This is a genomic window from Stenotrophomonas sp. STEN087, assembly GCF_056759115.1.
Window position 1 is genome coordinate 1 of the sequence record NZ_JBRRCR010000054.1, and the last position, 26,679, is coordinate 26,679.

The window sequence follows — 26,679 nt, forward strand, 5'->3', positions numbered from 1 at the left end:
CCCCCCCCCCCCCCCCCCCCCCCCCCCCCCCCGCCCCCCCCCCCCCCCCCCCCCCCCCCCCCCCCCCCCCCGCCCCCCCCCGCCACCGGCCTGTCGCTGCTGGAGATGCTGCTGGTGATCGCGCTGATCGCGGCCATCGGCCTGATCACCGCGGCAGGCCTGTCGCGTGGCTTCGCCGGCATGCAGCTGCGCAGTGCCGGCAAGGACATCGCCAACCAGCTGCGCATGGTGCGCGCGCAGGCGATTGCTCGCGGCGAACCGCAGCGCTTCGTCATCGAACCGGCCGAGCACCGCTGGCAGGGCGCCAACGAGCGCCGTGGCAGCGTGCCCGAGCCGGTGCAGGTGGTGTTTGAAGGCGCCGCGCAGCTCAGCGATGTGCCGGGGCAGGGCGTGATCGAGTTCCATCCCGATGGCGGCTCCAGTGGCGGCCGCATCCGCCTGCAGCGCGACGCCGCCGAATGGCGCATCGATGTCGGCTGGCTGACCGGCGAGGTCCGTTCCGGTCCGTGGCGCGCGCAATGAAACAGTCGGCGCGTGGTTTCACCCTGCTCGAAGTGATCGTGGCGTTCGCCCTGCTGGGCCTGGCCCTGACCCTGCTGCTGGGCAGCCTGTCCGGCGGCGCGCGTCAGGTCCGCGATGGCGAGCTGCGTACCCGTGCGGTGCTGCACGCGCAATCGCTGCTGGCCAGCGCCGGCGTCGACGCACCGCTGCAGGTCGGCAGCCAGAGTGGCGAATGGGAACAGGGCCGCTACCACTGGCAGCTGCAGGTACAACCGTGGAGCGAGCCGCGTGCCGGTGATGTCGCGCCGATGCAGTCACCGGGTGCGCCGTGGTTGGCCGAACTGCAGCTGCAGGTGCGCTGGGGCGACGGCGAACGCGAGAAACTGCAGTGGCGCAGCCTGCGCCTGTTACCGCCGGACCTGGAGGGCGCACGATGAAGCGTCGCGCTGCCGGCTTCACCCTGGTCGAAGTGATGCTGGCCACCGTGCTGCTGGCCGGTGGCCTGGCCCTGGCATTCGCCAGCGTGCGTGCGGCGATGGCGGTCAGCCAACGCGGCGAACAGATCGCGGCTGACAGCGAACGCATGCGCGCGGTGCAGGCGCTGCTGCGGCGCCAGCTGGGCGGTGCGCTGCGCAGCCCGATCGAGGTGCCTGATCCCACCCGCGAGCCGGTGTTTTTCCAGGGCGATGATGAAGGCATGCAGTTCGTCGCCGATCTGCCCGGCTATCTCGGTCGCGGCGGGCCCTACCTGCATACCCTGCAGGTGGATGGCGCGCCCGGCCAGCGCCGCCTGCTGCTGGACCTGGTGTTGCTGCAGGAAGGCGAGCGCCTGCCGGAAACACCGCCGCGTCCGCCCGAAGTGCTGGCCGACGCACTGAAAGAAGTGACGCTGCGCTACCGCGGCATCGACCCGGCCAATGGACAGATGAGCGACTGGCTGCCGCGCTGGGACGACACCCGGCGCCTGCCGTTGCTGGTGGAAGTGCAGATCGTGCCGCAGCGTGGCGCGCCGTGGCCGCCGCTGGTGGTCGCACCGCGCAGCGGCGGCATGGGCGGTGCACGATGAAGGCACAGCGCGGGGCCGCCCTGGTGCTGGTGTTGTGGCTGATCGCGCTGATGACCGCGCTGGTCGGTGCCTTTGCGCTGACCGCACGCGTGGAGCACCTGCAGCAGCGCGTGCTCGACGATGACGCGCGGGGCCAGGAACGTGCCCGTGCCGGGCTGGAATATGCACTGCTGCGCCTGCGCCCGGACCCGCAGCGGCCGGCCTGGCAGGCCGATGGACGCACCTACCGCTGGCAGTACGACGATGTCCCGGTCGAGATCCGGGTGCTGGACGAGAACGGCAAGATCAACCTGAACCTGGCCGACGCCACGCTGCTGACTGCGTTCCTGCAGGCGCTGGGCGAACCTGCCGAGCAGGCCCGGCAGCTGGCCGGTGCCATCATCGACTGGCGCGACGCCGACAGCCTGCTGCAGCCCGGTGGCGGCGCCGAGGCGCCGGACTATGCAGCGGCGGGCCTGCCGTACGGGCCGCGCAACAAGCGCTTCGAAACCCTGGGCGAACTGCAGCGCGTGCTCGGCATGCGTGCCTCGCTGTACACGGCGATGCTGCCGTATCTGACGCTGTACAGCCGCCAGGCGCGGCCGGATCCGCGCGTGGCGGGGGCGCCGGTGCTGACCGCATTGGGCCTGGATGCCGAGCAGGTGCTGGCGCAGCGCGCACAGCTGGAGCGTGACGAAGGTTCCGGTGCGGCGCCGTCAATGCTTGCCAGCGGCAGCGGCACCTATAGTATCGAGACCCGTGCCATCGACGGCAGCGGTCGCTCGTCGGTCCTGCAGGCGGTGGTACGCAATGGATCGGGCGGTGTGCCCGGACGAACCTACACGGTGCTTCGCTGGGAGCAGGGAATGGCAGCAAGATGACGGCATGGCAGGACAGCCTGCGGCAGGTGCAGGGGCGGATTGGCCCAGGTGCGGGCCGTTTCCTGCGCTGGTGGCGGCAGTCCCTGCTGGCCTGGGTACCGGCGCGTTGGCAGTGGGCGCTGGGCTGGTCGCAGACCCGCCTGCTGCTGCAGCGGCAGGGCGACCTGCTGCAGGTCTGGCGCGAAGCCGGGCAGGGCCTGGAACCCGTGGCCAGCCTGCCATGGCCGACCCAGCCGGCTGAACTGGACCGCGTCCTCGACGCGCGCCTGCGCAGCCTGCCGCGGGTCTGGCTGCTGGCCGAACCGCAGGTCCTGCGCCGCAACCTGCGCCTGCCGATGGCCGCCGGCGACCGCCTGCGTGCGGTGGTCGGCTATGAGATTGATCGGCAGACGCCATTCGAATCCAGCCAGGTCAGCTATGACGTACGCGAACGCGGCAGTGCCGGCGAAGGCCTGCTGCAGGTTGAACTGGTGGCCTGGCCGCTGCGCCAGCTCGATGCCTGGCGCGGCCAGGTGGGCGCCTGGGCCGATGCGCTGTCCGGTGTCGATGCCCTCGACGCGCAGGGCCAGCCGTTGCAGGTGAACCTGCTGCCGCAGGCCCAGCGCCAGCCGCGGCATGACCCGATGCGGCGCTGGAACCTGCTGCTTGGCCTGGCTGCACTGGTGATGCTGGTGCTGGCTGCCGCACAGCTGCTGGACAACCGCCGCGAGGCCGCCGACGCGCTGCGCGACGAGGTCGAGCGCAGCGCCCGAAGTGCGCGTGGCGTGGCCAGCGAGCGCAGCGAACTGCAGGCGCTGCTGGACGGTGCCGCGTTCCTGGAAAAGCAGCGCGCCCAGCGCGCCAGCACGGTGGAGCTGTGGAACGAACTGACCCAGCGCCTGCCCAATGGCACCTACCTGGAAAAACTGGCCATCGAGAACAACAACCTGCAGCTGATCGGCCTCAGCAGCGAAGCCTCGCAGCTGGTGCAGCTGCTGCAGGACGCACCGCAGTGGCGCAAGGTCAACCTGACGGGCGTGCTGCAGGCCGACGGCGCCGGCAGCGGCCGTGACCGCTTCACCCTGACCGCCGAGCTGCAGCCGGTGCCGGCGGCCCCGTCCGCCGCGCCTGCCGCCCCAGCCAAGGAGGCGGCCGATGCCGATGCCAAGCGCACGCCGTGACCGCTGGCTGGCGCTGGCGCTGCTGGTGGCAGTGCTGGGCCTGGCCTACCTGCTGCTGGTGCACCCGTGGTTCACCCAGCCACTGCTGGCCATCAACGACGACGTCGCCGCGCTGCGCGAGCGCCAGCAGCGCGTGCAGGCGCAGCTGCAGCAGCAGCCGCAGATCGAACAGCGCCTGCAGCAGACCCGCGAGGCCCTGCAGCAGCGCCCCGGTTTCCTGCGCGAAGCCACCGCCGAAGCCGCCGCCGCGGCCCTCGGCGCGCGCGTGCAGGATGCGGTGGCCACGGCCAGCCCGGGCAACCGCAGCTGCACCATCAGCAACCGCACGCCGCTCACCGACAACCGCCGCGATGCCGAGTTCGTGCGCGTGGCCATGCAGGTGCGCCTGCGTTGTGGCGTGGCCGAACTGGTCACCGTGCTGCACAGCCTGGAAACCGGCAGCCCGCGCCTGTTCGTCGACAACCTCAACCTGATCGCGCAGCGCTTCCAGCAATCGGCGAACGAATCGGGCCTGGGCCTGGACGTGTCGTTCGAACTGGCCGGCTACCTGCTGCCCGGGGCCGGTGGCGATGCCGCCGCCGCGCCTGCGACGGATACCCCTGCAGCGGCGCCTGCCGCCGATGCCAGCCCTGTCCCGGCCGAGCCGCCGGTGGAAGCGGAGGGCACCGATGAAACGTGACCCGATCACCCTGCGCACCGGCTTCCTGCTGGCCCTGGCCGGCTGGGCGGGCGCTACATGGCTGGCCACCGGCTTCGGCCTGGGCGGTCGCCTGCCTGCCGCCGACAGCGATGCCGCCGCACAGGCCACGCTGCCGACCCTGCCGCCGATGGCCGCCGAGCGCATGGCCGCGGCCGACAGCTTCAGCTCCATCGGCGAACGCCCGCTGTTTGCCGAAGACCGGCGGCCGCGCCCGTATCTGCTGGGCGGCAGCGAACCGGCCGCGAGTGCCGCGTTGCGCCTGACCGGCGTGCTGCTCACCGACAGCTTCAGCATGGCCACCTTCACCACGGAACAGAACCGCTCGGTGCGCCTGCGCCTGAATGGTGAGGCGGTCGATGGCTGGCAGCTGGTCGCACTGGAGCCTCGCCAGGCCACGGTGATCGGCCCCAGCGGCAGCCAGGTGCTGGAACTGGCCACCTTCAACGGGCAGGGCGGTGAACCGCCGACCGTGCTGCGCGGCGCCAATGGCGCTGTTCCACCGGCGGGCGTCGTGCCGCCGCCGCCACCGCCGCCCGCACAGGCGGTGGCCAATCCGCGCGCCGCCGATGGCAACGTGGTATCGCCGTCAGGCGCTGCCGCCGTGCCAGCGGCCGCAGCTCCTGCCGCCAACAACAACGGCCCCAGCGACGCGCAGATGCAGGCCATCCGCGAACGCATCCAGGCCCGTCGCCGTCAGCTGCAGCAACAGCAGCAACAACCGTCGCCGCCCCCGGGCGATGGCTCCAACCGATAGAGTGAATGCATGAACCTGCGTTTTCTGCCTTGGTCCCTTGCCCTGACGCTGCTGGTCGGCTGCGCCACCGTGTCCGGCCCGCATGTCCATCGCAGTGCCACCACGCCGCCACCGGAGGCCGGTGCCGCCGCCGATCCGCAGGTGGTCGAAGGTGACGCCGCCGCCGGCACGCCGCAGGCGGTGATCCGCCGTGGCAGCGGCACCATGATCAACCGCGAGGCCGCGCGCGCGCCGTCACCGGCCCTGCATTCGGCCAGCGGCGGCAGCGCCACCTTCAACTTCGAAGGCGAGTCGGTGCACGCGGTGGTCAAGGCGATCCTCGGCGACATGCTGGGGCAGAACTACGTCATCGCGCCGGGCGTGCAGGGCACGGTCACCCTGGCCACGCCCAAGCCGGTGTCGCCGGCGCAGGCGCTCAACCTGCTGGAGATGGTGCTGGGCTGGAACAACGCCCGCATGGTCTACAGCGGTGGCCGCTACAACATCGTCGCCGCCGACCAGGCGCTGGCCGGCACCGTCGCACCCAGCACCGCGCCGGCCTCCAGTGCCCGCGGCTTCGAAGTGCGCGTGGTGCCGCTGCAGTTCATTTCCGCCAGCGAGATGAAGAAGGTGCTGGAGCCGTACGCGCGGCCCAACGCCATCGTCAACGTCGATACCGGCCGCAACGTGATCACCCTCGGTGGTACCCGCGCCGAGCTGGAAAACTACCTGCACACCGTCGAGATCTTCGACGTCGACTGGCTGTCGGGCATGTCGGTGGGCGTGTTCCCGATCCAGTCGGGCAAGGCCGAGCAGGTCGCCAGCGACCTGGAGAAAGTCTTCGGCGAAGACAGCAAGACGCCCAGCGCCGGCATGTTCCGTTTCCTGCCGCTGGAAAACGCCAATGCCGTGCTGGTGATCACCCCGCAGGTGCGCTACCTGGACCAGATCCAGCAGTGGCTGGACCGCATCGACACCGCCGGTGGCAGCGCCCGCCTGTTCTCCTACGAGCTGCGCTACATCAAGGCGCGCGACCTGGCCCAGCGCCTGTCCGAAGCGTTCGCGAGCAGCAACAACCGCAACAACCGGGGGTCCAGCGCCGGGCTGGCGCCGGGCGCGACGCCGATGCAGCTGGACAGCCGGGGTGGCGACACCTTCAGCAACACCAGCGATGGCAGCAGCAACAACACCAACGGTACCGGCACCTCGTCCAGCGCCAACGGCGGCATGACCAGCACGATGAACCTGCCGCAGCGGCAGGAAGGCAACATCAGCGTCAGCCTCGATGTGGAAGGTGACACCGTCGGGGTCTCGGCAGTGGAAGAAACCAATGCACTGCTGGTGCGCGCCACGCCGCAGGCCTGGCGCTCGATCCGCGAAGTGATCGAGAAGCTGGACGTGATGCCGTTGCAGGTTCACATCGAAGCGCAGGTGGCCGAAGTCGACTTGAACGGCGACCTGAAGTACGGCGTCAACTGGTTCTTCGAGAACGCCGTGCAGGGGCAGAGCTACACCGGCGCCACCGGCGGCGCCACCCTGCCCAGTGCGCAGGGGCGCAACATCTGGGGCAGCTTCGCCGGCGCCATCACCGGCACCGAGACCGGCTGGACCTTCCTCGGCAAGAACGCCGCCGCGGTGGTCAGCGCGCTGGACCAGGTGACCAACCTGCGCCTGCTGCAGACCCCGTCCATCTTCGTGCGCAACAACGCCGAAGCGCAGCTCAACGTCGGCACCAAGATTCCGATCAACTCGGTGTCGGTCAACACCGGCATCAGCGACAGCACCTACAGCCAGGTGCAGTACCTGGACACCGGCGTGATCCTCAAGGTGCGCCCGCGCATCACCCGTGATGGCGTGGTGTTCCTGGACATCGTGCAGGAAGTCAGCTCGGCCGGTGCCATTCCGACCGGCTGCGACCCGACCAAGACCACCTGCAACCCGCCGATCAACACCCGCAAGATTTCCACCGAGGCGGCGCTGCAGAGCGGCGACACGATCATGCTGGCAGGCCTGATCACCAATTCCGACGAGGACGGTTCCAAGGGCGTGCCGGGCCTGAGCCGGCTGCCGATCGTCGGCGGTCTGTTCGGCAACAAGACGCGGGTGAACAAGCGTTCGGAAGTGATCGTGCTGCTGACCCCGACGATCGTGCGCAACGGGCAGGAAGCGCGGACGTTGACCGATGAGTACAGCAACCGCTTCCGCGCGATGGAGCCGTTCCCCACCCGCGAGCGCAAGAAGTAAGGGTTTTTTGTGGCAGGGCTTGCAGCCCTGCACCTGCAGAATCAACTTCAACGTCAAAAGCCTGCATTCCGTGGGATGGCGGGGCACTGTGGGATTGCGGGGACGCCGTAAACCCATCCATGGGGGCTGGGTCGCCGCATCCATGCGGCTCACACCCCGCAAACCCACAGTGCCCAGCCTTCGACAGTTTCACGCGGCTGTGGGCTACGGCTGCTGTTGGTGGGTGCCGACCGTTGGTCGGCACATCTGTCGGATATCGAATGAATTCATCCACGCATGGCGTGGATCTACTGGGACGCGCGGCTTTTGGTAGGTGTCGACCTTGGTCGACACGATTTTTCCATCAGAGATCAATATTCAACATGGGTCGGAGCCCGTTGCGCAGTAACGGGATCCGACCCCGTGCTCTGACAGATCGCGGAGGTCTGTCGAAGGCGGGGGGGATCCGGTTGAGGGGGTGTGAGCGGCATGGATGCCGCGACCAAGCCCCCATGGACGGGTTTACGGCGTCCCCCTCAACCGGACCCACCCCGCCATCCCCCAGGAACCCAGCTTCTGCTGTTGCTCTGGCCGTTGCCGTTGCCGTTGCCTCGGCAGGTGCAGGGCGCAGCCCTGCCAGTGCTACGCTACCGCCAGCGACTACCACGGAGGCGGGATGGGGGCGATCGTGTTGTTGCCGCTGGGCGTGGACGATGCAGCGCTCGACCGCTGCCTGGCCGCGCTCGACGCCGGCACCGCCGCGGGCACCGCGGTATGGCTGGCCGATGACGCACAGGCCGGGCCGCGGGCGCAGGCCGTGGTCGAGCACTGGCTCGCGCATACGCCGCTGCAGGCCGAATACACCCGCCGCGCGCGACCGCTCGGCGAAGTCGCCCACCTCGATGAAATGCTGCGCGCCTGCGACGGACTGGACGTGGCCGTGCTCGCCCCGGACAGCGTCCCCGCGCCCGGCTGGCTGCAGCAGCTGCAGGCGGCCTTCGCCCGCGATGCCGCCATCGCCACCGCCACGCCCTGGTGCAATGCCGGCGAAACCGCTGCATGGCCGCGGCTGGGCGAAATCAATCCCGAGCCGTCCGATACCGCGCTGCTGGCCCACACCTGTGCAAGCCTGCCGAACCTGCACCCGGAACTGCCCTCGGCGGTCACCCACGCGGTGCTGGTGCGCGGCAATGCGCGGCGCCGTGCCGGTGGCCTCGACACCGACAGCTACCTTGGCTGGAATGCGGCGCTGGTCGACCTCAGCCTGCGCATGGCGGGGCTCGGCTGGCGCAACGTGCTGTGCGAAAACGCCTTCGTCAGCCGCGCCGGCGAGGCCGTCAGCCGCGAGGGCGATCTGGAGGCCCTGGCCGCGCGCTGGCCGGGCTGGATGCCGCGGCTGGCCGATTTCCTCATGCACGACCCGTTGCATGCGCTGCGCGATGACCTGCAGCAACGGTTGCAGCAGGCGATAATGCCGCGAGAGCAGGGCGACCTGTTCGCCACGCCACCGCCGCCGGAGTCGCCTGCTTGAACCCTGCCATCGCCGCCATCGTCGTCACCTACCAGAGCGGCAGCACCATCGATGCCTGCCTGTCGCGCCTGCGCCAGGCGCAGGACGTGGCCGAGATCCGGGTGGTGGACAACGGTTCGCAGGATGACACGCTGGAAATCGTGCAGCGCCACGCCAGTCACGACCCGCGCGTGCGCTTCATCGGCAACCCGGACAACCCCGGCTTTGCCGCCGCCAACAACCAGGGCGTGGCCGATTCAGGCAGCCCCTGGCTGGCCTTCATCAATCCCGACCTGCTGGTGGAGGAGGACACCCTGGCGGCGCTGCGCCTGCGCGCGCTGGAACTGGGTGACTGCCTGCTGGGCGTGGAGCAGGTGGACGAACATGGCTTTGCCGACGACGCCGTGCGCCGCCGCGATCCCGATTTCCTGGCCATGCTGCGTTCGCCCGGACGTGGCGGGCGCCTGGCCATTCCGCGCGACCCGGCGCAGGCGATGCAGCAGGTGCCGGCGTTGTCCGGTGCGTTGCTGCTGATGCCGCGTGCGTTGTTCGACCGCCTCGGTGGCTGGGATGCCGGCTACCGCCTGCACGCCGAAGACCTGGACCTGTGCCGCCGCGTGCGCGAGGCCGGCGGCGTGGTGGCCATCGCCAATGATCTGCGGGTGACGCACGTGCGCGGGGTGTCCAGCCGCTCGCGGCCGTTCTTCGTCGAATGGCACAAGCACCGTGGCCTGTGGCGCTACTTCAGCAAGTTCGAGGCGAAGCAGCGCTCGGCGCCAGTGCGCGTGCTGGTGTGGGGCGCGATCTGGGCGCATGCGCTGATGCTGGTGCCGCGGCTGCTGCGCAAGGCGCTCTGACGGCGGGGTGGGGCGGGGGCATCCACGCATGGCGTGGATCTACCCGCAGCCCGGCCGGGAAACGCGATTCACCAGAACGGGCGCATAATTGCCCCATGGCCATCATCCAGTCCCTGCTCGACACCGACCTGTACAAATTCACCATGATGCAGGCGGTGCTGCACCAGCACCCCGGCGCCCTGGTCCAGTACCGGTTCAAGTGCCGCACCCCCGGTATCGACCTGGCGAGCTACATCGACCAGATCAACGAAGAAATCGACCACCTGTGCAGCCTGCGCTTCAGCAACGAAGAGCTGGACTACATGCGTGGCCTGCGCTTCGTGAAGCCCGACTTCGCCGATTTCCTCGGCCTGTTCCACCTGGATCGCAAGTACATCCAGCTGAAGCCGTCGACGACGGTGCCGGGCGAGATCGACCTGGACATCACCGGCCCCTGGCTGCACACCATCCTGTTCGAAGTGCCGCTGCTGGCGATCATCAACGAAGTCTGGTTCCGCAATACCACCACCGCTGATTTCGCCGAGGGCGAACGCCGCCTGCAGGCCAAGGCCGCGCTGCTGCGCGACACCCCCGGGTTCGAACAGTGCCGCATCGCCGATTACGGCAGCCGCCGCCGCTACTCGCGCGACTGGCATGCGCGCCTGCTGCCGCTGCTGCGCGATGCGCTCGGCCCGCAGCTGGTCGGCACCAGCAACGTGCACTTCGCCCGTCTGTACGGCATGACCCCGCACGGCACCATGGCCCACGAGTACCTGCAGGCGTTCCAGGCCCTCGGCCCGCGCCTGCGTGATTCGCAGGTGGCGGCGCTGGAGTCCTGGGCGCGCGAATACCGCGGCGACCTCGGCATCGCCCTGTCCGACGTGGTCGGCCTGGATGCGTTCCTGCGCGATTTCGACATGTACTTCTGCAAGCTGTTCGACGGCGTGCGCCACGATTCGGGCGACCCGTTCGACTGGGGCGATCGCATGCTCGCCCACTTCCAGCAGCGCCGCGTCGATCCGCGCAGCAAGGTGCTGGTCTTCAGCGACGGCCTGGACATCACCAAGGTCATGCGCCTGTACGACTACTTCCGTGGGCGCTGCCAGGTGGCCTTCGGCGTCGGTACGCACCTGACCAACGATCTTGGCCCGACCCCGCTCAACATCGTCATCAAGATGGTCCGCTGCAACGGCCAGCCGGTGGCCAAGCTGAGCGATTCGCCGGGCAAGAGCATGTGCGACGACCCGGGCTACCTCAGCTACCTGCGCCAGGTCTTCGAACTGCCGCCGGAAGCGCCCCAGGGCTGATCCCCGGGGCGGTCTGCCTGGGCGGGAGGCTCAGGGGTAGTCGACGCGCACCAGGTAAGCCCCCTGCAGCGGCTGCTGCTTCGGGGCTTCCAGGCGGTAGCTTTCCGAGAACACCAGATCACCCGCGCGCAGGCTGCGTGCGGCCACGGCCAGCTGCTGGCCCTGGCGCTTGCCATCGCGCAGCACCGCGCCCTGGCCTTCATCCATCGCCACCAGTGCGACCGTCGCGCCCTTGGCCGACAGCGGGCAGCCTTCCAGGCGCAGCTGCTGTGCGTCCACGCGCGCCGAGCAGCCCGGATCGACGATGCGACCGCTGAAGCGGATCGTGCCGCCATCGGCATGTGCCAGCGAACTGACACCCATCAGGGCCACGCAGAGCAGGATCGAGGTCTTCATGACGTTCTCTGGTTCGGTATGAGTCTGTTAACGACAGCCCCGAACAGTCTTTAAGGGTCAGAATTCCGATCTGGAAGGCGCGTCACTGAGCAATAGTGATGCGCGTCAAATATTGCGTTTTTGCCTTGAAAACAGCCTCCTCCTCGCAGCGTGACACGCGTGTAAACCACGTTCTGCAGGAGTGTGACGTGCGTTCGAAACTCGTCGAACGCATGGCGGGGTATCGCGCCAAATATTTGGCGTCAATGTGCGATGCGACACATCTAATGCGTGAACTGCATCACATTTGTGATCTATACTGTCGTCTCGGGCCCCAAGGATGGCTTCATCACGGGTCCGGCCACAGGTGAGACGCAAGGATGGGTCTGATGCCCGGCAGTGCTCCTTGCTTCCTCCTCTACGTCCACATTTCTCAGTAGGGTTAGAAAGCAAATGCGCAAGATCAATCTGTTCGCCGTCCTCCTGCTCGCCGCCGCACCGCTGGCCGCCAACGCTGCCGATGGCACGATCAGCTTCACCGGCAAGGTCAACGCCAAGACCTGCGAGATCAATGCCGGCTCCAGCAAGGACTTCACCGTTCCCCTGCCGCCGGTCGGTACCACCGCCCTGAAGACCGCCGGTGACGTCGCTGGCCGTACCGCCTTCTCGATCAACCTGACCAACTGCTCTGCCGGCAAGGTCGCCACCTACTTCGAGCCGGGCGTCACCGTCGACTCGAGCACCGGCAACCTGGTCAACACCGTCAACGGCGGCGCCAGCAACGTGCAGCTGCAGCTGCTGACCGCCAACGGCAGCGTGGTGAAGGTGAGTGGCACCGGCACGCTGCAGGCCGGTACCTGGACCGATGTCGCCGACAAGGGCGCGGCCAAGCTGGATTACGCCGCCCAGTACTTCGCCACCGGCCAGTCGACCGCCGGCGACGTCGCCAGCAGCGTCAAGTACACGATCATCTACAACTGATCGTAGCTGCACCCTCCCTGCCCGATGCAGCCATCGGGCAGGGCTTCGTTCCATTTCCCGGGTCGTCCTTCCGATGAAAGCCATCCTTTCCCGGGCGCTGCTGCTGGCGGCGCTCTCGCTGCCCCTGTGCCAGAGCGCCCTGGCTGGTGTCGTCATCAACGGTACCCGAGTGATCTATCCGGCGCAGTCGCGCGAAGTGACCGTGCAGGTGGAGAACACCGGCGACACGCCGTCGCTGGTCCAGGCCTGGATTGATTCGGGTGATGCGGAGCAGACGCCGGAAACGAGCGACGCCCCGTTCGTGCTGACCCCGCCGATCAGCCGCGTGGAAGCCGGCCGCAGCCAGGCGCTGCGCATCATCTTCACCGGCAAGGCGCTGCCCAGCGACCGTGAATCGGTGTTCTGGTTCAACGTGCTGGATGTGCCGCCCTCGCCGCAGGCCACCCCCGGCGAAGAGCAGAACCTGCTGCAGGTTGCATTCCGCTCGCGCCTGAAGCTGTTCTATCGCCCGCAGGGGCTGGCTGGCACCGCCAACGATGCGCCCGCGCTGCTGCGTTGGAGCCGCACGGGCAACCGCCTGCGCGTGGAAAATCCGAGCCCGTTCCACGTCACCCTGGCCGAAGTGCGTGCGCTGGCAGGCACCCAGGATGCCGTGGTCGAGGAAGAGGGAAAAATGCTGGCACCTGGCCAGCAGCTGGAGTTCACCGTGCCGGCCACCACCGCGCAGGTGCGCTTCACCACAATCAATGATTTCGGCGGGCGCGTGGAGCGCACCGTCACCGTCGGAAGCGGGAGCTGATCGAACGGCTGCATGCAGGCAGCGCGCCCCCCCGTCATGGCTGCATCGCGGCCGTCGTCTAGGAATGTCAGTGTGATTGGAAACAGATTGACATTGTCGATTCAGCAGGCCGTGTGCCTGCTGGCTGCGGGTATCGCCTGCCCAGGATGGGCCGTGGCGGCGCCGGCCAACCTCGGCGAGCAGGCGCTGATGGCGCAGAGCGCTGCGGCAACCGCGCGCGTGCCGGAACAGGCCCAGTTCAATTCAAGTTTCCTTTCCGGGCAGGCCGGCAAGGTGGATCTGTCCTCCTTCGCCAACGGCAACCCGATGGTCGCCGGTACCTACCGCGTCGACATCTACGTCAATGGCGCCTGGCAGGGCCGCCGCGACCTGCAGTTCAAGGCTGACGCACAGGGCAAGGTGGACGCCTGCCTCGGCATGCCGCTGCTGGAGGAGTTTGGCGTGAACAGCGAAGCCGTGCTGGCCCAGCAGGATCCGGCACTGGCCATCGATGCCGCTGCCTGCGTGCCGGTGCAGCAGCGCATGGCCGATGCCTTCGGCGCCTACGACGGCGGCAACCTGCGCTACGACCTGAGCATTCCGCAGGTGTTCCTGCGCCGCCAGGCGCGTGGCTACGTCAGCCCGGCGCTGTGGGACCGCGGCATCAACGCCGGCTTCGTCGGCTACAGCTTCAACGCCATCAACAGCGATCTGCGCACCGAAGACGGTGGCCGCAACCAGAGTGCCTATCTCGGCCTCAACGCTGGCCTGAATCTGGGGGGCTGGCAGTTCCGCCATGATTCCAACCTGACCTGGAACAGCGGCGATGGCCGTCACTGGCAGAGCATCGCCACCTACGCCCAGCGCGGTATCCCGCAGGTGCGCGGCCTGCTGACCGTGGGCGATGCCTACACCAGTGGCGAACTGTTTGATTCGATCGGTTTCCGCGGCATCAGCCTGGTCACCGATGATCGCATGCTGCCTGATTCGCTGCGTGGCTACGCACCGGTGGTGCGCGGCATCGCCGAGACCAACGCGCGCATCGAAGTGCGGCAGAACCAGCAGCTGATCTATTCCTCCACCGTATCGCCGGGCAGCTTCGTCATTGATGACCTGTACCCGACCGGCTACGGCGGCGACCTTGAAGTGCTGGTGATCGAGGCCGATGGCCGCCGCCGCGCGTTCAAGGTGCCGTTCGGCTCGGTGCCGCAGATGCTGCGCCAGGGCGTTTCGCGTTATGCGCTCACCGCCGGCCAGGTGCGCAGCGCGCAGCTGCTGGATGACCCATGGATGCTGCAGGGCACCTACCAGCGCGGCCTCAGCAACCGCTTCACCGTGTATGGCGGCAGCGCGCTGGGCAAGGGCTACGGCTCGGTGCTGTATGGCGTCGGCCTGGCCACGCCGCTGGGTGCCTTCGCCGTCGATGTCACCCACGCGCGGACGGAGTTCGATCACATGGCCGGCCGTTCCGGTGCCAGTGTGCGCCTGAGCTACGCCAACCTCATCAGTGAGACCAACACCAACTTCGCGCTGGCCGCGTACCGCTATTCCACCGGCGGCTTCTACAGCCAGCAGGATGCGTTGCTGGCGCGCGAGGACGACGCGCGCGGCATCGATCCCTCCCTGCGTGGGCGCCAGCGCAGCCAGTTCCAGCTGACCCTGAACCAGCCGCTGGGGGAACATGGGGGCGCGCTGTACCTCACCGGTGCGATGCGCGACTTCTATGATCGCCCCGGCACCAGCAAGCAGTACCAGCTGGGCTACAACAACGCCTGGCGCTCGCTGAACTACGGCATCTCCGCCGTGCGGACCGAGCAGGGCGACGGCGGCACGGCCGACACCCAGTACCTGTTGTCGCTCAGTGTTCCGCTGGGACGCCGCAGCGGCCAGCCGATGTCCTTCAGTGCCGACGTCGGCGTGCGCGACCGCAGCGGCTACGACAACAGCCGCATCGGCATGACCGGCGCGGCCGGCGCGGATGGCAACTTCACCTACGGCGCAGCGTTCTCGGACAGCCGCAACGGCGCATCCACCGCCACTGCCAACGCCGAGTACCGCAGCCGCTATGCATCGCTCAGTGGCTCCTACGGCCAGTCCAGCGATTTCCGCCAGGCATCGGTGGGCGCCAACGGCAGCCTGGTGGTCCACGCCGGCGGCGTTACCTTCACCCCGCAGCGTGGCGACACCATGGTGCTGGTCGAGGCCAAGGGCGCGCGCGACGCACGCGTCACCAACGCACCGGGCCTGCGCATCGACGGTCGTGGCTACGCGGTGGTGCCCTATGTTTCGCCGTACCGCCTCAATACGGTCACCCTCGACCCGCAGGGCATGTCGCAGGACGTGGAGCTGGACGGCAGCAGCCAGTCGATCGCGCCGTATGCCGGTGCCATCAGCTACCTGCGCTTCGATACGCGCCAGGGCCGTGCGCTGCTCATCCAGGTCCGCAATGCCGATGGCAGCACGCTGCCGTTCGGCTCGCAGGTGAAGGACGAGCAGGGCCAGCCGGTGGGCATGGTCGGGCAGGGTGGCCGCGTCTATGTGCGCAGCGAGCACGACCGCGGCCAGCTGCAGGTCGAGTGGGGCGTTGCCGCCGACCAGCGCTGTACCCTTGAATACACGGTGCCTGCGGGCACCACGGCCGGCCCTGCCGGATTGATTGCCGTGGAGGCAGCATGCCGATGAAGACGTTCCGCCGGGGCACCCTGGCGATGGGCCTGCTGGCCGCGGGCATGGGCCTGGGGTTGTCGGGGCAGGCGCTGGCGTCGTGTTCGATCAATACGCGCAACTTCGTCGTCCAGGACGTGCAGATGGACATGGGCCAGGTCGTGATCCTGCCGAGCACACCCGTCGGCGGCGTGATCAAGCAGCTCAGCGTGCCGATCACGCAGAAGAACAGCATCGTCAGCTGCGACTGGCGTGGGGGCACCGCAGTTGGTGCCTTCATCAACGCGGCGCAGCGCCAGGCCGTGTCGGGCTTCCAGAATGTCTACCGTACGGGTGTCGATGGGGTGGGCATCCGCCTGTATCGAGACTCCGGCTCGATCCAGACCTACTACCCGCACACCATCTACCTCAGCCCGTACACCATCGGTTCGCTGAACGGGGGCTTCTTCCGGATCGAGCTGATCAAGACCGCCGCACAGACGGGGTCCGGCACGATCGCTCCCAATGGGCCGTTCACCACGTACTACCTGGATGGCGATGGCCCTTCGGATCCGGTGCTGACGTCCAGCTTCCGCGGCATCGGCACCACCGTCGTCAGCCCCACCTGTGAAGTAGACGCGGGCAGCCGCAACATCGTGGTGGATTTCGGCAACGTGCCGAACTCATCCTTCACTGGCGTGGGTTCGCGTGCCGTGGATCGTGATTTCAACATCACCCTGCGCTGCCAGGGCAGCAACGTGGCGCAGTACCAGAGCACCATCGGCATCCAGCTCGATGCGACGTCGGCCAGTGGCAACCAGCCCGGCACGCTGGCCATCACCAGCGGCAGCAACAGCGCCACCCGCATCGGCATCCAGATCGTGCGCCGCAACGGCAGCAGCGAGCAGAACATCACCTTCGGCGACAGCCTGATGCTGGGTGACACGGTCACCGGCACCTCGTCGATGAGCCTGCCGCTGCGCGCGCGCTACATCCAGACCCAGGCCGGTACGGTGGGAGCAGGCGAGGCCAACGGCACCGCGACGTTCACGATCACGTACAACTGACCTGCCGCCGGCACCGCGCATGTTCCGGTAGCGCCGGGCCATGCCCGGCGAGCGCGCAGCGCGGTCGCCTTATTCCAGCGCGTAACGCAGCACGAACAGCGTCGCCACCAGCCATACCGCCGGGTGCACCTCGCGCCAGCGGCCGGTTCCGGCCTTCAGCGCGGCGTAGGCGATGAAGCCGAAGGCCAGGCCATTGGCGATGGAATAGGTGAACGGCATCGCCAGCGCACATAGCGCCGCCGGCACCGATTCGGTCAGGTCGCTCCAGTCCACTTCCACCAGTTCGCGCAGCATCAGGCCGGCCACGAACAGCAGCGCCGGCGAGGTGGCATAGGCAGGCACCATCGCTGCCAGCGGCGAGAACAGCAGCGCGGCCAGAAACAGCGCCGACACCACCAGTGCGGTCAGCCCGGTACGGCCGCCCACCTGCACGCCCGAGGCGCTTTCGGCGAAGGCGGTGGTGCTGCTGGTGCCCAGCAGCGAACCGGCCACGATCGCGGTGCTGTCGGCCAGCAGCGCACGGCCGAAGCGCTTCTGCGCGCCCGGCAGTTTCAGCAGGCCGGCACGACCGACCACGCCGTACAGCGTGCCGGTGGCATCGAACACTTCCACCAGCACGAACACCAGCACCACCTGCAGCAGCACCGCGATCGGCGCACCGCCGTCGTGGTGCAGCAGGCCGGGCAGGTCCAGCTGCAGGAAGGTCGGCGACAGGCTCGGCGGCAGCGAGACCAGGCCGTGGTACTGCACGTCACCCAGCGCCCAGCCGGCGCCGGTGACGGCGAGGATGCCGATCAGGATCGCACCGCGCACGCGGCGTGCTTCCAGCACCGCGATCAGCAGGAAGCCACCGAGCGCCAGCAACGGCGGTGCCGTGTTCAGCGGGCCCAGCGCCACCAAGGTGTCTTCGTTGCCGACGATCACCCCGGATTTCTGCAGCGCGATGATCGCCAGGAAGAGGCCGATGCCAGCCACGATGGCCGAGCGCAGCGACGACGGAATGCCGGCCACCAGCCACGCGCGCACGCCGGTCAGCGACAGCACCAGGAACACCAGGCCGGAAATGAACACCGCGCCCAGTGCCTGCTGCCACGGCAGGCCGGCCGCGCCGACCACGGTGAAGGCGAAGAACGCGTTCAGGCCCATGCCCGGCGCCATGCCCACCGGGAAATTGGCTGCCAGAGCCATCACTGCCGAACCCAGCGCCGCGGCCAGGCAGGTGGCGACGAACACGGCGCCGGCATCCATGCCCGTGGTGCCCAGGATTTCCGGGTTGACGAAGACGATGTAGGACATCGTCAGGAAGGTGGTGACACCGGCCAGCAGCTCGGTGCGCACGGTGGTGCCGTGCTGCTGCAGCTGGAACAGGCGTTCGAACAGGGACATGGGGAAATCTCAAACCGTTGGTGGTGGGTACCGACCGTTGGTCGGTACGCCTTCCGTCACCACCAACGGTGGTGACCTACCAGAATGCAGAACGGCCGCGCAGAGCGCGGCCGTTCTTCCTTTCTTATTTCAGCGCCTTGAAGCGCAGGCGCTTCGGCGCGGCGTCGTCGCCCATGCGGCGGCGCTTGTCTTCTTCGTACTCGCGGTAGTTGCCCTGGAAGAACTCCACGTGCGAATCGCCTTCGAACGCCAGGATGTGGGTCGCGATGCGATCCAGGAACCAGCGGTCATGCGAAATGACGAAGGTGTTGCCCGGGAACTCCAGCAGCGCATCTTCCAGCGCACGCAGGGTTTCGATGTCCAGATCGTTGGACGGTTCGTCGAGCAGCAGCACGTTGCCACCCTGCAGCAGGGTCTTGGCCATGTGCAGGCGGCCACGCTCACCACCGGACAGCGAACCGACCATCTTCTGCTGGTCCTGGCCCTTGAAGTTGAAGCGGCCGATGTAGGCGCGCGACTGGATCTCGATGCCGTTGATGTTGAGGATGTCCAGGCCGCCCGCGATTTCCTGGAAGACGTTGTGGTTGCCTTCCAGCGCGTCGCGGCTCTGGTCCACGTAGGACAGCTTCACGGTCGGGCCGACCACGATCTCGCCGGTATCCGGCTTTTCCTGCCCGGTGATCATCTTGAACAGGGTCGACTTACCGGCACCGTTCGGGCCGATGATGCCGACGATGGCGCCGGCCGGCACCAGGAAGCTCAGGTTGTCGAACAGCAGGCGGTCGCCGAACTTCTTCGAGACGTTCTTGAACTCCATCACCGCGTTGCCCAGGCGCTCGCCCGGCGGGATGAAGATTTCATTGGTCTCGTTGCGCTTCTGGTAATCGACCGACTGCAGCTCTTCCAGGCGGGCCAGACGGGCCTTGCCCTTCGTGCGGCCACCCTTGGCGTTCTGGCGCGACCACTCCAGTTCCTTCTGGATCGCCTTCTGGCGGGCCTTTTCCTGGTTGTCTTCCTGCTTCAGGCGCTCATCCTTCTGGGTCAGCCAGTCGGTGTAGTTGCCCTTCCACGGAATGCCGCGGCCGCGGTCCAGTTCCAGGATCCACTCGGCGGCGTTGTCCAGGAAGTAGCGGTCATGGGTGACCGCCACGACGGTGCCGGTGTAGCGCGCGAGGAACTGTTCCAGCCATTCCACCGACTCGGCGTCGAGGTGGTTGGTCGGTTCGTCGAGCAGCAGCATGTCCGGCTTCTGCAGCAGCAGGCGGCACAGCGCCACGCGGCGCTTTTCACCACCGGACAGCTTGCCGACCACCGCATCCCACGGCGGCAGGCGCAGCGCATCGGCGGCCACGTCCAGCTGGTTTTCCAGGGTGTGCGCATCGCCGGCGGCCAGGATCGCCTCCAGGCGCTCCTGTTCCTTGGCCAGCGCGTCGAAGTCGGCGCCTTCCTCGGCATAGGCCGTGTAGACCGCGTCCAGCGCAGCCTGTGCCTGCAGCACTTCGCCCACGCCTTCTTCCACCGCTTCACGCACGGTCTTGGTCGGGTCCAGTTCCGGTTCCTGTGCCAGGTAGCCGACCTTGATGCCGGCCTGCGGGCGGGCTTCGCCCTCGAAATCGGTGTCCACGCCGGCCATGATCTTCAGCACGGTGGACTTGCCGGCGCCGTTCAGACCCAGCAGGCCGATCTTCGCGCCCGGGAAAAAGGACAGCGAGATGTCCTTGATGATCTGCCGCTTGGGCGGGACCACCTTGGACACGCGGTTCATGGTGTAGATGTATTGCGAGGACATGAGGTCTCCGTAGGGGCGCGGCCCTGCACCCGTCCGTCAGCGGGAAGATCCCGGACGACAGCGGGCACAGACTGAATGGAATACCGCCAATTATAGCCGGAACCGGTTCGCGGCCGCGCCTGCCGGGCCCCCGTGGGGCTGGCCGAAGCCTGAATACCGAGTGGAACGCGTCAGCGGGAAGCGTTTCCAGCCGGAAACGGTTCAGATCGGTTGCGCAATATGGACATCACCATCCACTTCTACAGAGGTCTGTCATGCGCATCACCCTTATCGTGGCCGGGGCCATGGCCTCTGTGTTGGCGCTGGGCGCCGTCACCCCGGCCTTTGCCGACAACGACCACCGTGACCGCCGCGAGTGGCGTGAGGACCGCCGCGACGATCGCCGCGAGTACCGCCATGACGTCCGCGAGGCACGCCGCGACTACGAACGCGACCGCCGCGATGCGCGCCGTGACTGGCGCCGCGACCATGACCGCCGCTACTACCATCCGGCACCGCCGCCGCCGCGCGTGGTCTACCGCCCCGGCTATCGCCCGGGCCCGGGCTACGGCTGGCAGATCGGCCACCGCTACCGCGATTACTACCGCGGCCCGGTCTACGTGGTGAACGACTACCCGCGCTACCACCTGCGTCGCCCGCCGTACGGCCACCAGTGGATCCGGGATGATCGCGGCAATATGCTGCTGGTGGCCATCGCCACCGGCGTCATCGCCCAGTACGTGCTCAGCCGCTGAGTCTGTTGCTGACGGGGTCGGATCCCTTTCCACAGGAAAGGGCTCTGACCCCATCCAGGCAACGGGGTCGCTGACGGGGTCGGATCCCTTTCCGCAGGAAACGGCTCTGACCCCAGAGCCCACCGGCAAAACCATACGGGGCCGGATCTCCTCCACGGGGATCCGGCCCCGTCCCTTTCGGCCCCGGCAGGCCGCCACGGGGCTACAATCAGGGGCTGTGCCGTACCCCCTTTTCCCTGCCTGCCGGAGTAACCGATGTTCCCGCGTGACGTCCGCATCGAAACCTACGATCCCGAACTGGCCAAGGCCATCGCCGCCGAAACCCAGCGTCAGGAAGACCACGTCGAGCTGATCGCCAGCGAGAACTACACCAGCCCGGCCGTGATGGAGGCCCAGGGCAGCCAGCTGACCAACAAGTACGCCGAAGGCTACCCGGGCAAGCGCTACTACGGTGGCTGCGAATACGTGGACATCGCCGAGCAGCTGGCGATCGATCGCCTCAAGCAGCTGTTCGGCGCGGACTACGCCAACGTGCAGCCGCACAGCGGTTCGCAGGCCAATCAGGCTGTGTACTTCGCCCTGCTGCAGCCGGGTGACACCATCCTCGGCATGAGCCTGGCCCACGGCGGCCACCTCACCCACGGTGCCAAGGTCAACGCCTCGGGCAAGCTGTTCAACGCCGTGCAGTACGGCGTCAACGACCAGGGCCTGATCGATTATGACGAAGTCGAGCGCCTGGCCCTGGAGCACAAGCCGAAGATGGTCGTGGCTGGTTTCTCGGCCTATTCGCAGGTGATCGACTGGGCGCGCTTCCGCGCCATCGCCGACAAGGTCGGTGCCTACCTGTTCGTCGACATGGCCCACGTGGCCGGCCTGGTCGCCGCTGGCGTCTACCCGAACCCGCTGGAACATGCCCACGTGGTCACCTCGACCACCCACAAGACCCTGCGCGGCCCGCGCGGCGGCATCATCGTCGCCAAGGGTGCCGACGAAGACCTGGTCAAGAAGCTGCAGTCGGTGGTGTTCCCGGGCATCCAGGGCGGCCCGCTGATGCACGTCATCGCCGCCAAGGCCGTGGCCTTCAAGGAAGCGCTGGAGCCGGGCTTCACCGCCTACCAGCAGCAGGTGGTGAAGAACGCCCAGGCGATGGCCAACACGCTCATCGCGCGTGGCTACAAGATCGTCTCCGGCGGCACCCAGAACCACCTGATGCTGGTCGACATGATCGGCAAGGACGTGTCCGGCAAGGACGCGGAAGCCGCGCTGGGCAAGGCCCACATCACCGTCAACAAGAACTCGGTGCCGAACGACCCGCGTTCGCCGTTCGTGACCTCGGGCCTGCGCCTGGGCACCCCGGCCGTGACCACCCGTGGTTACGTCGAACAGGACTGCGTGGACCTGGCCAACTGGATCGCCGACGTGCTCGACGCCCCGGCCGATGACGCCGTCATCGCCCGCGTGCGCGACGCCGTCAGCGCGCAGTGCCGCAAGTACCCGGTCTACGGTTGATCGATCCTGGGGTCGGAGCCCTTTCCTGACGGGAAGGGATCCGACCCCGGGCATCCGGATCGAAGCAGGGGTCGGATCCCTTTTCGCAGAAAAGGGCTCTGACCCCGGCACCCAGGAAGCAACGCACATGCGAAGCAGGGGTCGGATCCCTTTTCGCAGAAAAGGGCTCTGACCCCAGCACCCAGGAAGCAACGCACATGGATGAGCGCCTGCACAAACGCCTGCAGCTCGCACTGGCCCTGTTGTTCGGCCTGCCCGGCCTGCTGCTGGGCGGCATCGTGGCCCTGGTCGGCGTGTACGCCGGCCTGATGCAGGAGACCCGCCTGCTGAGCCGGCTGCTGCTGGTCTGCTGGGGCGCGGCCGGGGCCCTTGGCATTGTCGCCTGGGTACGCATCGGCGCCGATTTCCTGCTGCAGGGCCGATCGGGCCTGCAGGCCATGGGCCGGGTCTGGTGGGGCCTGCTGCTGCTCGGCGCCTTCACGGTCATTCCCGCCGTCGTGCTGGGCGTGGTGGTCGGGCTGACCGAACGCGCGGAGGGCTTCGGCCTGCTGCTGTACGACCCGCCGCTGCTGCTGCCGGCTGCGCATCTGGCGTGGCTGCGCTGGCAGCAACCCCTTGCCGCACAAGGCTGAGCGCCGCCCGGATTTGCTGCAAAAGTCCTTCTCAGGTACCTTTGCGACGCTGTCATGACGATGACAGATTGGTATTCCCCCTGAGCCAGGCGTTCCATGTATTGCCCCTTCTGCCAGCATGCCGATACACGGGTCATCGATTCGCGCGTCTCCGAAGACGGCGCGACGATCCGCCGTCGGCGTGAGTGCGAGGCCTGCAACGAACGTTTCAGCACCCTGGAAACGGTCGAGCTGAAACTGCCGGCCATCGTCAAGAGTGATGGCACCCGCGAAGCCTTCGACCAGCGCAAGGTGCGCGCCGGCTTCGACCGCGCGCTGCAGAAGCGCGCCGTGCCGGAAGAGAAGATCGAAGCGGCGGTACGCGCCGTGGTCCACCAGCTGCGCATCAGCGGCGAACGCGAAGTGCCCTCGATCAGGGTCGGCGAGTTCGTGATGAACGAACTGCGCAAGCTCGACCACGTTGGCTACGTGCGCTTCGCCTCGGTCTACCGCAGCTTCGAGGACGTGGCTGATTTCCGCGAGGAGATCGAGAAGCTGGAGCGCGACCTGCCGTCCAGCACCGAACAGCTGCAGCTGCTGGGCGATGTCATCGCCCTGACCAAGAAAAAGAAGGGCTGACGCCCGGGTGGGTGGTGGGTGCCAACCGTTGGTTGGCACCGATGGGCCGTCCATTGGTGGGTGCCAACCGTTGGTTGGCACGATGGCATGCATCCACACCAGCGGCGTTACCATGGCCGCATGACCACGCCGTTCACCGTCCTCGACCACCTGCACATGGCCAACGCACTGCGTCTGGCCGAGCGCGCCGCCTACACCACCCGCCCCAATCCCATGGTTGGCTGCGTGATCGCCCATGGCGAGCGCGTGGTCGGGCAGGGCTGGCACCAGCGTGCCGGCGGCCCGCATGCCGAGGTCTTCGCCCTGCGCGAGGCCGGCAGCGAGGCACGCGGTGCCACCGCCTACGTTACCCTGGAACCCTGCGCGCATTTCGGCCGCACGCCACCGTGCGCGCTGGCGCTGATCGAAGCCGGTGTGTCGCGCGTGGTCGCGGCGCTGCGCGATCCCTTCCCGAAGGTCGATGGCGGTGGTTTCGACTTGTTGCGCGAAGCAGGCATCGAAGTGTGCGAGGGCCTGATGGTGACGCAGGCGCGCGAGCTCAACAAGGGCTTCCTGTCGCGCGTGGAGCGCAACCGCCCGTGGCTGCGGGTGAAGCTGGCGGCCAGCCTGGATGGGCGCACGGCGATGGCCGATGGCAGCTCGAAGTGGATCACCGGCGCGGCGGCGCGCGAAGACGTGCAGCACTGGCGCGCGCGTGCCGGCGCGATCCTTACCGGTGCCGACACCGTGCTGGCCGACGACCCGATGCTGACCGTGCGCCTGGCCTACACCGAGGTGATGCCGCCGCTGCGCGTGGTACTGGATTCACGCCTGCGCTCGCTGGAATGCAGCCGCGTGCGCGAGGGTGGGGCGCCGACCTTGTACGTGCACGATGCCGCGGTCAGTGCGCCGGATGCGGCCGATGCCGAATTCGACAGCGTGCCGAGCATCGATGGACGCCTGGATCTGGGCGCGGTGCTGGCACTGCTGGCCGAGCGTGGCATCAATGAAGTGCACACCGAAGCCGGTGCCACCCTGGCCGGCGCGCTGCTGCGTGGCGGCTGGGTGGATGAGCTGCTGCTGTACCAGGCACCGACGCTGCTGGGGGATACCGGCCGCCCGCTGCTGGCTGGCCTCGGTATTGAAACGATGGACCAGCAACGCCGCCTGCGCGTGGTCGATCAGCGCCAGGTGGGGGACGATCTGCGGGTGCTGCTGCGCGCGTGATGCGGTGAAAGCCATCCACGCATGGCGTGGATCTACTGTGCTCTGGATGCGGTGAAAGCCATCCACGCATGGCGTGGATCTCCCGTGCTCTGGTAGACGCCAACCTTGGTTGGCGCCGTGGCCTGCTTGCCGTTACTGCCTTACGCGCACTCATCGGTCCACATCATCTGCGCGATCGGGCGCAGGGCCTTGCACTCCTGCGTCATCTCGTCGGCCGACTTCACCTGCGCCTTGGCCTTCAGCTCGTCGGCCATCGCGTCCACGCCGCTGATCTGCTCCGGTGCGATCTTCGCCACGCAACTGCGGTGCTGCTGCAGCAGCAGGTCGCAGCCGGGCACGCCGGTCACCTTCGGTGCGCTGGCCGCTTCGGCATCTTCCATCCACACCTGGAACGGCGCGATGGCTTCCAGCACCGGGGTGACCAGCTCATCGAAACTGCCACTGAACCAGTACGCCTGCTCGGCGCCGGAGTACAGCTTCTGGCTGCCCTTCACCGTGCGCTGCGTGCCGCTCTTCAGCGCCTGCGTGTAGGCCTCGATGAAGCGCGTGCGGCTGGCCGGGTCTTCACTGGTCATGCTGTCGGCGAACAGCGGGCGCACGCTGGCCAGGTCCACTACCTTGCAGGTGAAATCGACCGTGGCGATCTTCTGGTCGTCCACGTACTCGTTGTCTTCGATGCTGCTGCCGGTGGCGCGGCAGGTCGATGCCTTCAGCACCTTGGCGTACAGCGCTTCGGTCGCGGCCGCATCGGGCGTGCCGCCGACGCTGGCCTGCAGCGCCATCCACGGTTCGGCCAGCGCCTTGGCCAGTGCGCCCGGCGTGGGCGTCACCGCGTCCTTGCCATCGTGCGCGCTGCGCATGGCGTCGTTGAGCGTGCGTGCGGCAGCGGCATCGTCTTCAATCAGCACGCGCGCGTACAGGTCCAGCGTCTGTTCCGGCGTCAGTGCCGTCGCGGCGGTGGCGAACACGGGGGCGCACAGCAGGGCGCTGGCGAGCAGGGTGCGAAGGGGAGTCTTCATGACGGTGTTCCGTTTCCAGTGGGGTAGTGCAGAGGCGCGAAAGCCTAGCGCATTTGCACGCACGTTCGATGGCAGTCACTGCGCGCGCCCATAAAAAAACGGGCCCCTTGCGGAGCCCGTTCGATTACACGACGAGGATCGAGCAATCAGAAGCTGGCGCGGACGCCGGCCGAGAACTGGGTGACGTCGCGGTAGCCGGAGACCTCGCCCACCAGACCCCAGGTCTTGGTGAAGTTGACCTGGCCACCAAGGGTGCCGACCCAGGTGCCTTCGAAATTGTTGCCGCCATCCATGTAACCGGCCTTGATCCAGGCTTCGGTCATGCGCGAGGGCTTGCCACGCAGGCCCATGGTGGCGCGCACCAGGTTGGTGTGGTCCTTGAAGGTTTCATCAGCGAAACCGTCCAGGCGGTCGGTGACCTTGGCCTGCTGACGCACCCAGGCGATATCGGCGGTGTAGTCGACGCGGTCGCTGAAGGGCATGTGGTAGCCGATGCCCAGCTCCGGCTGGTTCAGTTCCAGCTTCACCGAGCCATCGGTGAAGTGGTAGGTCTTGCTGCCGTAGTTCCAGCCACCGAACACGTGCACCTGCTCGGCAAGGGCCACCGAACCGCGCAAGTAGCCGCCGTCCAGCTTGGGATCGTTGAGGCTGTCGTCGCTGACCTTGGCTTGGGTCCAGCCACCTTCGACGTAGGTGTAGCTCAGGGCATCGGCCGAGGCCGAGAACGGTGCGGCGGCCAGCAGTGCGGCCACGATCAGGATCTTGCGCATGGATTTTCCTGTGAATTGCAGTCCATTGGCGGCCCACCCTGTTGGCAGTCCGTGGCGACCTCATGTCGTCCGAGGCTTGAGTTTAATGAAACTTTTACAGATTACGAGCGACTTACGTCACAGCTGGCGGTCGGTTCAGCTGGGGGTCGGATCCGTGCAGGGTCGGATACCATTACTGCGGGAACGGATACGACCCCCTTCAGTACACGCTGGTACACATGGCGCCCCCGTTCGCCCGTACACAAAACTATTAACGGCGGGGGGAGATTACCCCCC

25 protein-coding genes are annotated in these 26,679 nt (G+C 67.7%); 20 read left to right on the forward strand and 5 right to left on the reverse strand.

Going from position 1 to position 26,679, the window contains the following annotated elements; all coding sequences use genetic code 11:
- Window positions 1-105 precede the first annotated feature (105 nt).
- The 11 genes from xpsH (at window position 106) to pncB (ending at window position 10,896) form a co-directional block, all read left to right on the forward strand.
- Entirely contained in the window at window positions 106-522 is a 417-nt protein-coding gene (gene xpsH, locus ACVOK1_RS14075) for a type II secretion system protein XpsH (protein WP_481562422.1), read from the forward strand.
- Entirely contained in the window at window positions 519-938 is a 420-nt protein-coding gene (xpsI, locus tag ACVOK1_RS14080) for a type II secretion system protein XpsI (RefSeq protein WP_481562423.1), read from the forward strand. Before xpsH ends, xpsI begins: the two co-directional genes overlap by 4 nt.
- A complete protein-coding gene (locus ACVOK1_RS14085) occupies window positions 935-1,567 on the forward strand; it encodes a type II secretion system protein J (RefSeq protein ID WP_150455736.1) in 633 nt (210 codons plus the stop codon). The genes xpsI and ACVOK1_RS14085 overlap by 4 nt, the downstream gene beginning before the upstream one ends.
- Window positions 1,564-2,427 (forward strand): type II secretion system minor pseudopilin, encoded by an 864-nt coding sequence (locus tag ACVOK1_RS14090; protein ID WP_481562424.1) that lies wholly within the window; start codon window positions 1,564-1,566, stop codon window positions 2,425-2,427. The genes ACVOK1_RS14085 and ACVOK1_RS14090 overlap by 4 nt, the downstream gene beginning before the upstream one ends.
- The gene (locus tag ACVOK1_RS14095; protein WP_481562425.1) at window positions 2,424-3,587 is read left to right on the forward strand and encodes a PilN domain-containing protein; all 1,164 of its coding nucleotides are present in this window, start codon (window positions 2,424-2,426) and stop codon (window positions 3,585-3,587) included. Before ACVOK1_RS14090 ends, ACVOK1_RS14095 begins: the two co-directional genes overlap by 4 nt.
- Window positions 3,562-4,266 (forward strand): type II secretion system protein GspM, encoded by a 705-nt coding sequence (gspM, locus tag ACVOK1_RS14100; protein ID WP_481562426.1) that lies wholly within the window; start codon window positions 3,562-3,564, stop codon window positions 4,264-4,266. Before ACVOK1_RS14095 ends, gspM begins: the two co-directional genes overlap by 26 nt.
- A complete protein-coding gene (locus ACVOK1_RS14105) occupies window positions 4,256-5,041 on the forward strand; it encodes a hypothetical protein (protein WP_481562427.1) in 786 nt (261 codons plus the stop codon). Before gspM ends, ACVOK1_RS14105 begins: the two co-directional genes overlap by 11 nt.
- A 9-nt stretch (window positions 5,042-5,050) precedes the next feature.
- Window positions 5,051-7,264 (forward strand): type II secretion system secretin GspD, encoded by a 2,214-nt coding sequence (gene gspD / locus ACVOK1_RS14110; RefSeq protein WP_481562428.1) that lies wholly within the window; start codon window positions 5,051-5,053, stop codon window positions 7,262-7,264.
- Window positions 7,265-7,919: 655 nt separating this feature from the next.
- Window positions 7,920-8,774, forward strand: coding sequence for a glycosyltransferase family 2 protein (locus ACVOK1_RS14115; protein ID WP_481562429.1), 855 nt, complete (start codon window positions 7,920-7,922; stop codon window positions 8,772-8,774).
- On the forward strand, window positions 8,771-9,610 hold the full coding sequence (locus tag ACVOK1_RS14120; protein ID WP_108767691.1) for a glycosyltransferase family 2 protein: 840 nt from the start codon (window positions 8,771-8,773) through the stop codon (window positions 9,608-9,610). The genes ACVOK1_RS14115 and ACVOK1_RS14120 overlap by 4 nt, the downstream gene beginning before the upstream one ends.
- A gap of 95 nt (window positions 9,611-9,705) precedes the next feature.
- Complete coding sequence (gene pncB / locus ACVOK1_RS14125; protein ID WP_406233060.1) at window positions 9,706-10,896, forward strand: nicotinate phosphoribosyltransferase; 1,191 nt, start codon at window positions 9,706-9,708, stop codon at window positions 10,894-10,896.
- A gap of 30 nt (window positions 10,897-10,926) precedes the next feature.
- Here pncB and ACVOK1_RS14130 read toward each other — a convergent pair whose 3' ends face one another.
- A complete protein-coding gene (locus tag ACVOK1_RS14130) occupies window positions 10,927-11,292 on the reverse strand; it encodes a hypothetical protein (RefSeq protein WP_406233058.1) in 366 nt (121 codons plus the stop codon).
- Between the two features lie 432 nt (window positions 11,293-11,724).
- Between ACVOK1_RS14130 and ACVOK1_RS14135 the strand changes: the two genes are divergently transcribed.
- The 4 genes from ACVOK1_RS14135 to ACVOK1_RS14150 all read left to right on the forward strand — a co-directional run bounded on the left by ACVOK1_RS14135 (window position 11,725) and on the right by ACVOK1_RS14150 (window position 16,740).
- A complete protein-coding gene (locus ACVOK1_RS14135; RefSeq protein ID WP_406233056.1) occupies window positions 11,725-12,252 on the forward strand; it encodes a fimbrial protein in 528 nt (175 codons plus the stop codon).
- A 73-nt stretch (window positions 12,253-12,325) separates the two neighbouring features.
- Window positions 12,326-13,051 (forward strand): fimbrial biogenesis chaperone, encoded by a 726-nt coding sequence (locus ACVOK1_RS14140; RefSeq protein WP_481562430.1) that lies wholly within the window; start codon window positions 12,326-12,328, stop codon window positions 13,049-13,051.
- A gap of 87 nt (window positions 13,052-13,138) precedes the next feature.
- On the forward strand, window positions 13,139-15,712 hold the full coding sequence (locus ACVOK1_RS14145) for a fimbria/pilus outer membrane usher protein (protein ID WP_481562431.1): 2,574 nt from the start codon (window positions 13,139-13,141) through the stop codon (window positions 15,710-15,712).
- On the forward strand, window positions 15,703-16,740 hold the full coding sequence (locus ACVOK1_RS14150; protein WP_481562432.1) for a fimbrial protein: 1,038 nt from the start codon (window positions 15,703-15,705) through the stop codon (window positions 16,738-16,740). The genes ACVOK1_RS14145 and ACVOK1_RS14150 overlap by 10 nt, the downstream gene beginning before the upstream one ends.
- Before the next feature lie 69 nt (window positions 16,741-16,809).
- On the opposite strand, the gene ACVOK1_RS14155 is transcribed toward ACVOK1_RS14150, so the two are convergent.
- Window positions 16,810-18,126 (reverse strand): NCS2 family permease, encoded by a 1,317-nt coding sequence (locus tag ACVOK1_RS14155; protein ID WP_406233050.1) that lies wholly within the window; start codon window positions 18,124-18,126, stop codon window positions 16,810-16,812.
- 124 nt (window positions 18,127-18,250) lie between these two features.
- Window positions 18,251-19,915: an energy-dependent translational throttle protein EttA gene (gene ettA / locus ACVOK1_RS14160; RefSeq protein WP_079220603.1), complete on the reverse strand. Its 1,665-nt coding sequence runs from the start codon at window positions 19,913-19,915 to the stop codon at window positions 18,251-18,253.
- Window positions 19,916-20,169: 254 nt separating this feature from the next.
- Here ettA and ACVOK1_RS14165 point away from each other — a divergent pair, with 254 nt between their 5' ends.
- The 5 genes from ACVOK1_RS14165 to ribD all read left to right on the forward strand — a co-directional run bounded on the left by ACVOK1_RS14165 (window position 20,170) and on the right by ribD (window position 24,614).
- Window positions 20,170-20,649: an RcnB family protein gene (locus ACVOK1_RS14165; protein ID WP_481562433.1), complete on the forward strand. Its 480-nt coding sequence runs from the start codon at window positions 20,170-20,172 to the stop codon at window positions 20,647-20,649.
- Between the two features lie 255 nt (window positions 20,650-20,904).
- Window positions 20,905-22,158, forward strand: coding sequence for a serine hydroxymethyltransferase (gene glyA / locus ACVOK1_RS14170; RefSeq protein WP_481562434.1), 1,254 nt, complete (start codon window positions 20,905-20,907; stop codon window positions 22,156-22,158).
- A gap of 197 nt (window positions 22,159-22,355) precedes the next feature.
- Window positions 22,356-22,790 carry a hypothetical protein gene (locus ACVOK1_RS14175; RefSeq protein WP_481562435.1) on the forward strand — a complete coding sequence of 145 codons (435 nt, stop codon included), beginning with the start codon at window positions 22,356-22,358 and terminating at the stop codon, window positions 22,788-22,790.
- Between the two features lie 96 nt (window positions 22,791-22,886).
- Window positions 22,887-23,408 (forward strand): transcriptional regulator NrdR, encoded by a 522-nt coding sequence (nrdR, locus tag ACVOK1_RS14180; protein WP_164074855.1) that lies wholly within the window; start codon window positions 22,887-22,889, stop codon window positions 23,406-23,408.
- Window positions 23,409-23,528: 120 nt separating this feature from the next.
- The gene (gene ribD, locus ACVOK1_RS14185; RefSeq protein ID WP_481562436.1) at window positions 23,529-24,614 is read left to right on the forward strand and encodes a bifunctional diaminohydroxyphosphoribosylaminopyrimidine deaminase/5-amino-6-(5-phosphoribosylamino)uracil reductase RibD; all 1,086 of its coding nucleotides are present in this window, start codon (window positions 23,529-23,531) and stop codon (window positions 24,612-24,614) included.
- Window positions 24,615-24,754: 140 nt separating this feature from the next.
- Here the strand turns inward: ribD and ACVOK1_RS14190 are convergent, their stop codons facing one another.
- The gene (locus tag ACVOK1_RS14190; RefSeq protein ID WP_481562437.1) at window positions 24,755-25,633 is read right to left on the reverse strand and encodes a hypothetical protein; all 879 of its coding nucleotides are present in this window, start codon (window positions 25,631-25,633) and stop codon (window positions 24,755-24,757) included.
- A 146-nt stretch (window positions 25,634-25,779) separates the two neighbouring features.
- Window positions 25,780-26,403: an outer membrane beta-barrel protein gene (locus tag ACVOK1_RS14195; protein WP_481562438.1), complete on the reverse strand. Its 624-nt coding sequence runs from the start codon at window positions 26,401-26,403 to the stop codon at window positions 25,780-25,782.
- Window positions 26,404-26,679: the final 276 nt, after the last annotated feature.

Excerpts from the sequence above, each read along its gene's own strand:
- xpsH (WP_481562422.1), top strand. The coding sequence starts at position 106 with ATGCTGCTGGTGATCGCGCTGATCGCGGCCATCGGCCTGATCACCGCG.
- xpsI (WP_481562423.1), top strand. The coding sequence starts at position 519 with ATGAAACAGTCGGCGCGTGGTTTCACCCTGCTCGAAGTGATCGTGGCG.
- ACVOK1_RS14085 (WP_150455736.1), top strand. The coding sequence starts at position 935 with ATGAAGCGTCGCGCTGCCGGCTTCACCCTGGTCGAAGTGATGCTGGCC.
- ACVOK1_RS14090 (WP_481562424.1), top strand. The coding sequence starts at position 1,564 with ATGAAGGCACAGCGCGGGGCCGCCCTGGTGCTGGTGTTGTGGCTGATC.
- ACVOK1_RS14095 (WP_481562425.1), top strand. The coding sequence starts at position 2,424 with ATGACGGCATGGCAGGACAGCCTGCGGCAGGTGCAGGGGCGGATTGGC.
- gspM (WP_481562426.1), top strand. The coding sequence starts at position 3,562 with ATGCCGATGCCAAGCGCACGCCGTGACCGCTGGCTGGCGCTGGCGCTG.
- ACVOK1_RS14105 (WP_481562427.1), top strand. The coding sequence starts at position 4,256 with ATGAAACGTGACCCGATCACCCTGCGCACCGGCTTCCTGCTGGCCCTG.
- gspD (WP_481562428.1), top strand. The coding sequence starts at position 5,051 with ATGAACCTGCGTTTTCTGCCTTGGTCCCTTGCCCTGACGCTGCTGGTC.
- ACVOK1_RS14115 (WP_481562429.1), top strand. The coding sequence starts at position 7,920 with ATGGGGGCGATCGTGTTGTTGCCGCTGGGCGTGGACGATGCAGCGCTC.
- pncB (WP_406233060.1), top strand. The coding sequence starts at position 9,706 with ATGGCCATCATCCAGTCCCTGCTCGACACCGACCTGTACAAATTCACC.
- ACVOK1_RS14130 (WP_406233058.1), bottom strand. The coding sequence starts at position 11,292 with ATGAAGACCTCGATCCTGCTCTGCGTGGCCCTGATGGGTGTCAGTTCG.
- ACVOK1_RS14135 (WP_406233056.1), top strand. The coding sequence starts at position 11,725 with ATGCGCAAGATCAATCTGTTCGCCGTCCTCCTGCTCGCCGCCGCACCG.
- ACVOK1_RS14140 (WP_481562430.1), top strand. The coding sequence starts at position 12,326 with ATGAAAGCCATCCTTTCCCGGGCGCTGCTGCTGGCGGCGCTCTCGCTG.
- ACVOK1_RS14150 (WP_481562432.1), top strand. The coding sequence starts at position 15,703 with ATGCCGATGAAGACGTTCCGCCGGGGCACCCTGGCGATGGGCCTGCTG.
- ACVOK1_RS14155 (WP_406233050.1), bottom strand. The coding sequence starts at position 18,126 with ATGTCCCTGTTCGAACGCCTGTTCCAGCTGCAGCAGCACGGCACCACC.
- ettA (WP_079220603.1), bottom strand. The coding sequence starts at position 19,915 with ATGTCCTCGCAATACATCTACACCATGAACCGCGTGTCCAAGGTGGTC.
- ACVOK1_RS14165 (WP_481562433.1), top strand. The coding sequence starts at position 20,170 with ATGCGCATCACCCTTATCGTGGCCGGGGCCATGGCCTCTGTGTTGGCG.
- glyA (WP_481562434.1), top strand. The coding sequence starts at position 20,905 with ATGTTCCCGCGTGACGTCCGCATCGAAACCTACGATCCCGAACTGGCC.
- ACVOK1_RS14175 (WP_481562435.1), top strand. The coding sequence starts at position 22,356 with ATGGATGAGCGCCTGCACAAACGCCTGCAGCTCGCACTGGCCCTGTTG.
- nrdR (WP_164074855.1), top strand. The coding sequence starts at position 22,887 with ATGTATTGCCCCTTCTGCCAGCATGCCGATACACGGGTCATCGATTCG.
- ribD (WP_481562436.1), top strand. The coding sequence starts at position 23,529 with ATGACCACGCCGTTCACCGTCCTCGACCACCTGCACATGGCCAACGCA.
- ACVOK1_RS14190 (WP_481562437.1), bottom strand. The coding sequence starts at position 25,633 with ATGAAGACTCCCCTTCGCACCCTGCTCGCCAGCGCCCTGCTGTGCGCC.
- ACVOK1_RS14195 (WP_481562438.1), bottom strand. The coding sequence starts at position 26,403 with ATGCGCAAGATCCTGATCGTGGCCGCACTGCTGGCCGCCGCACCGTTC.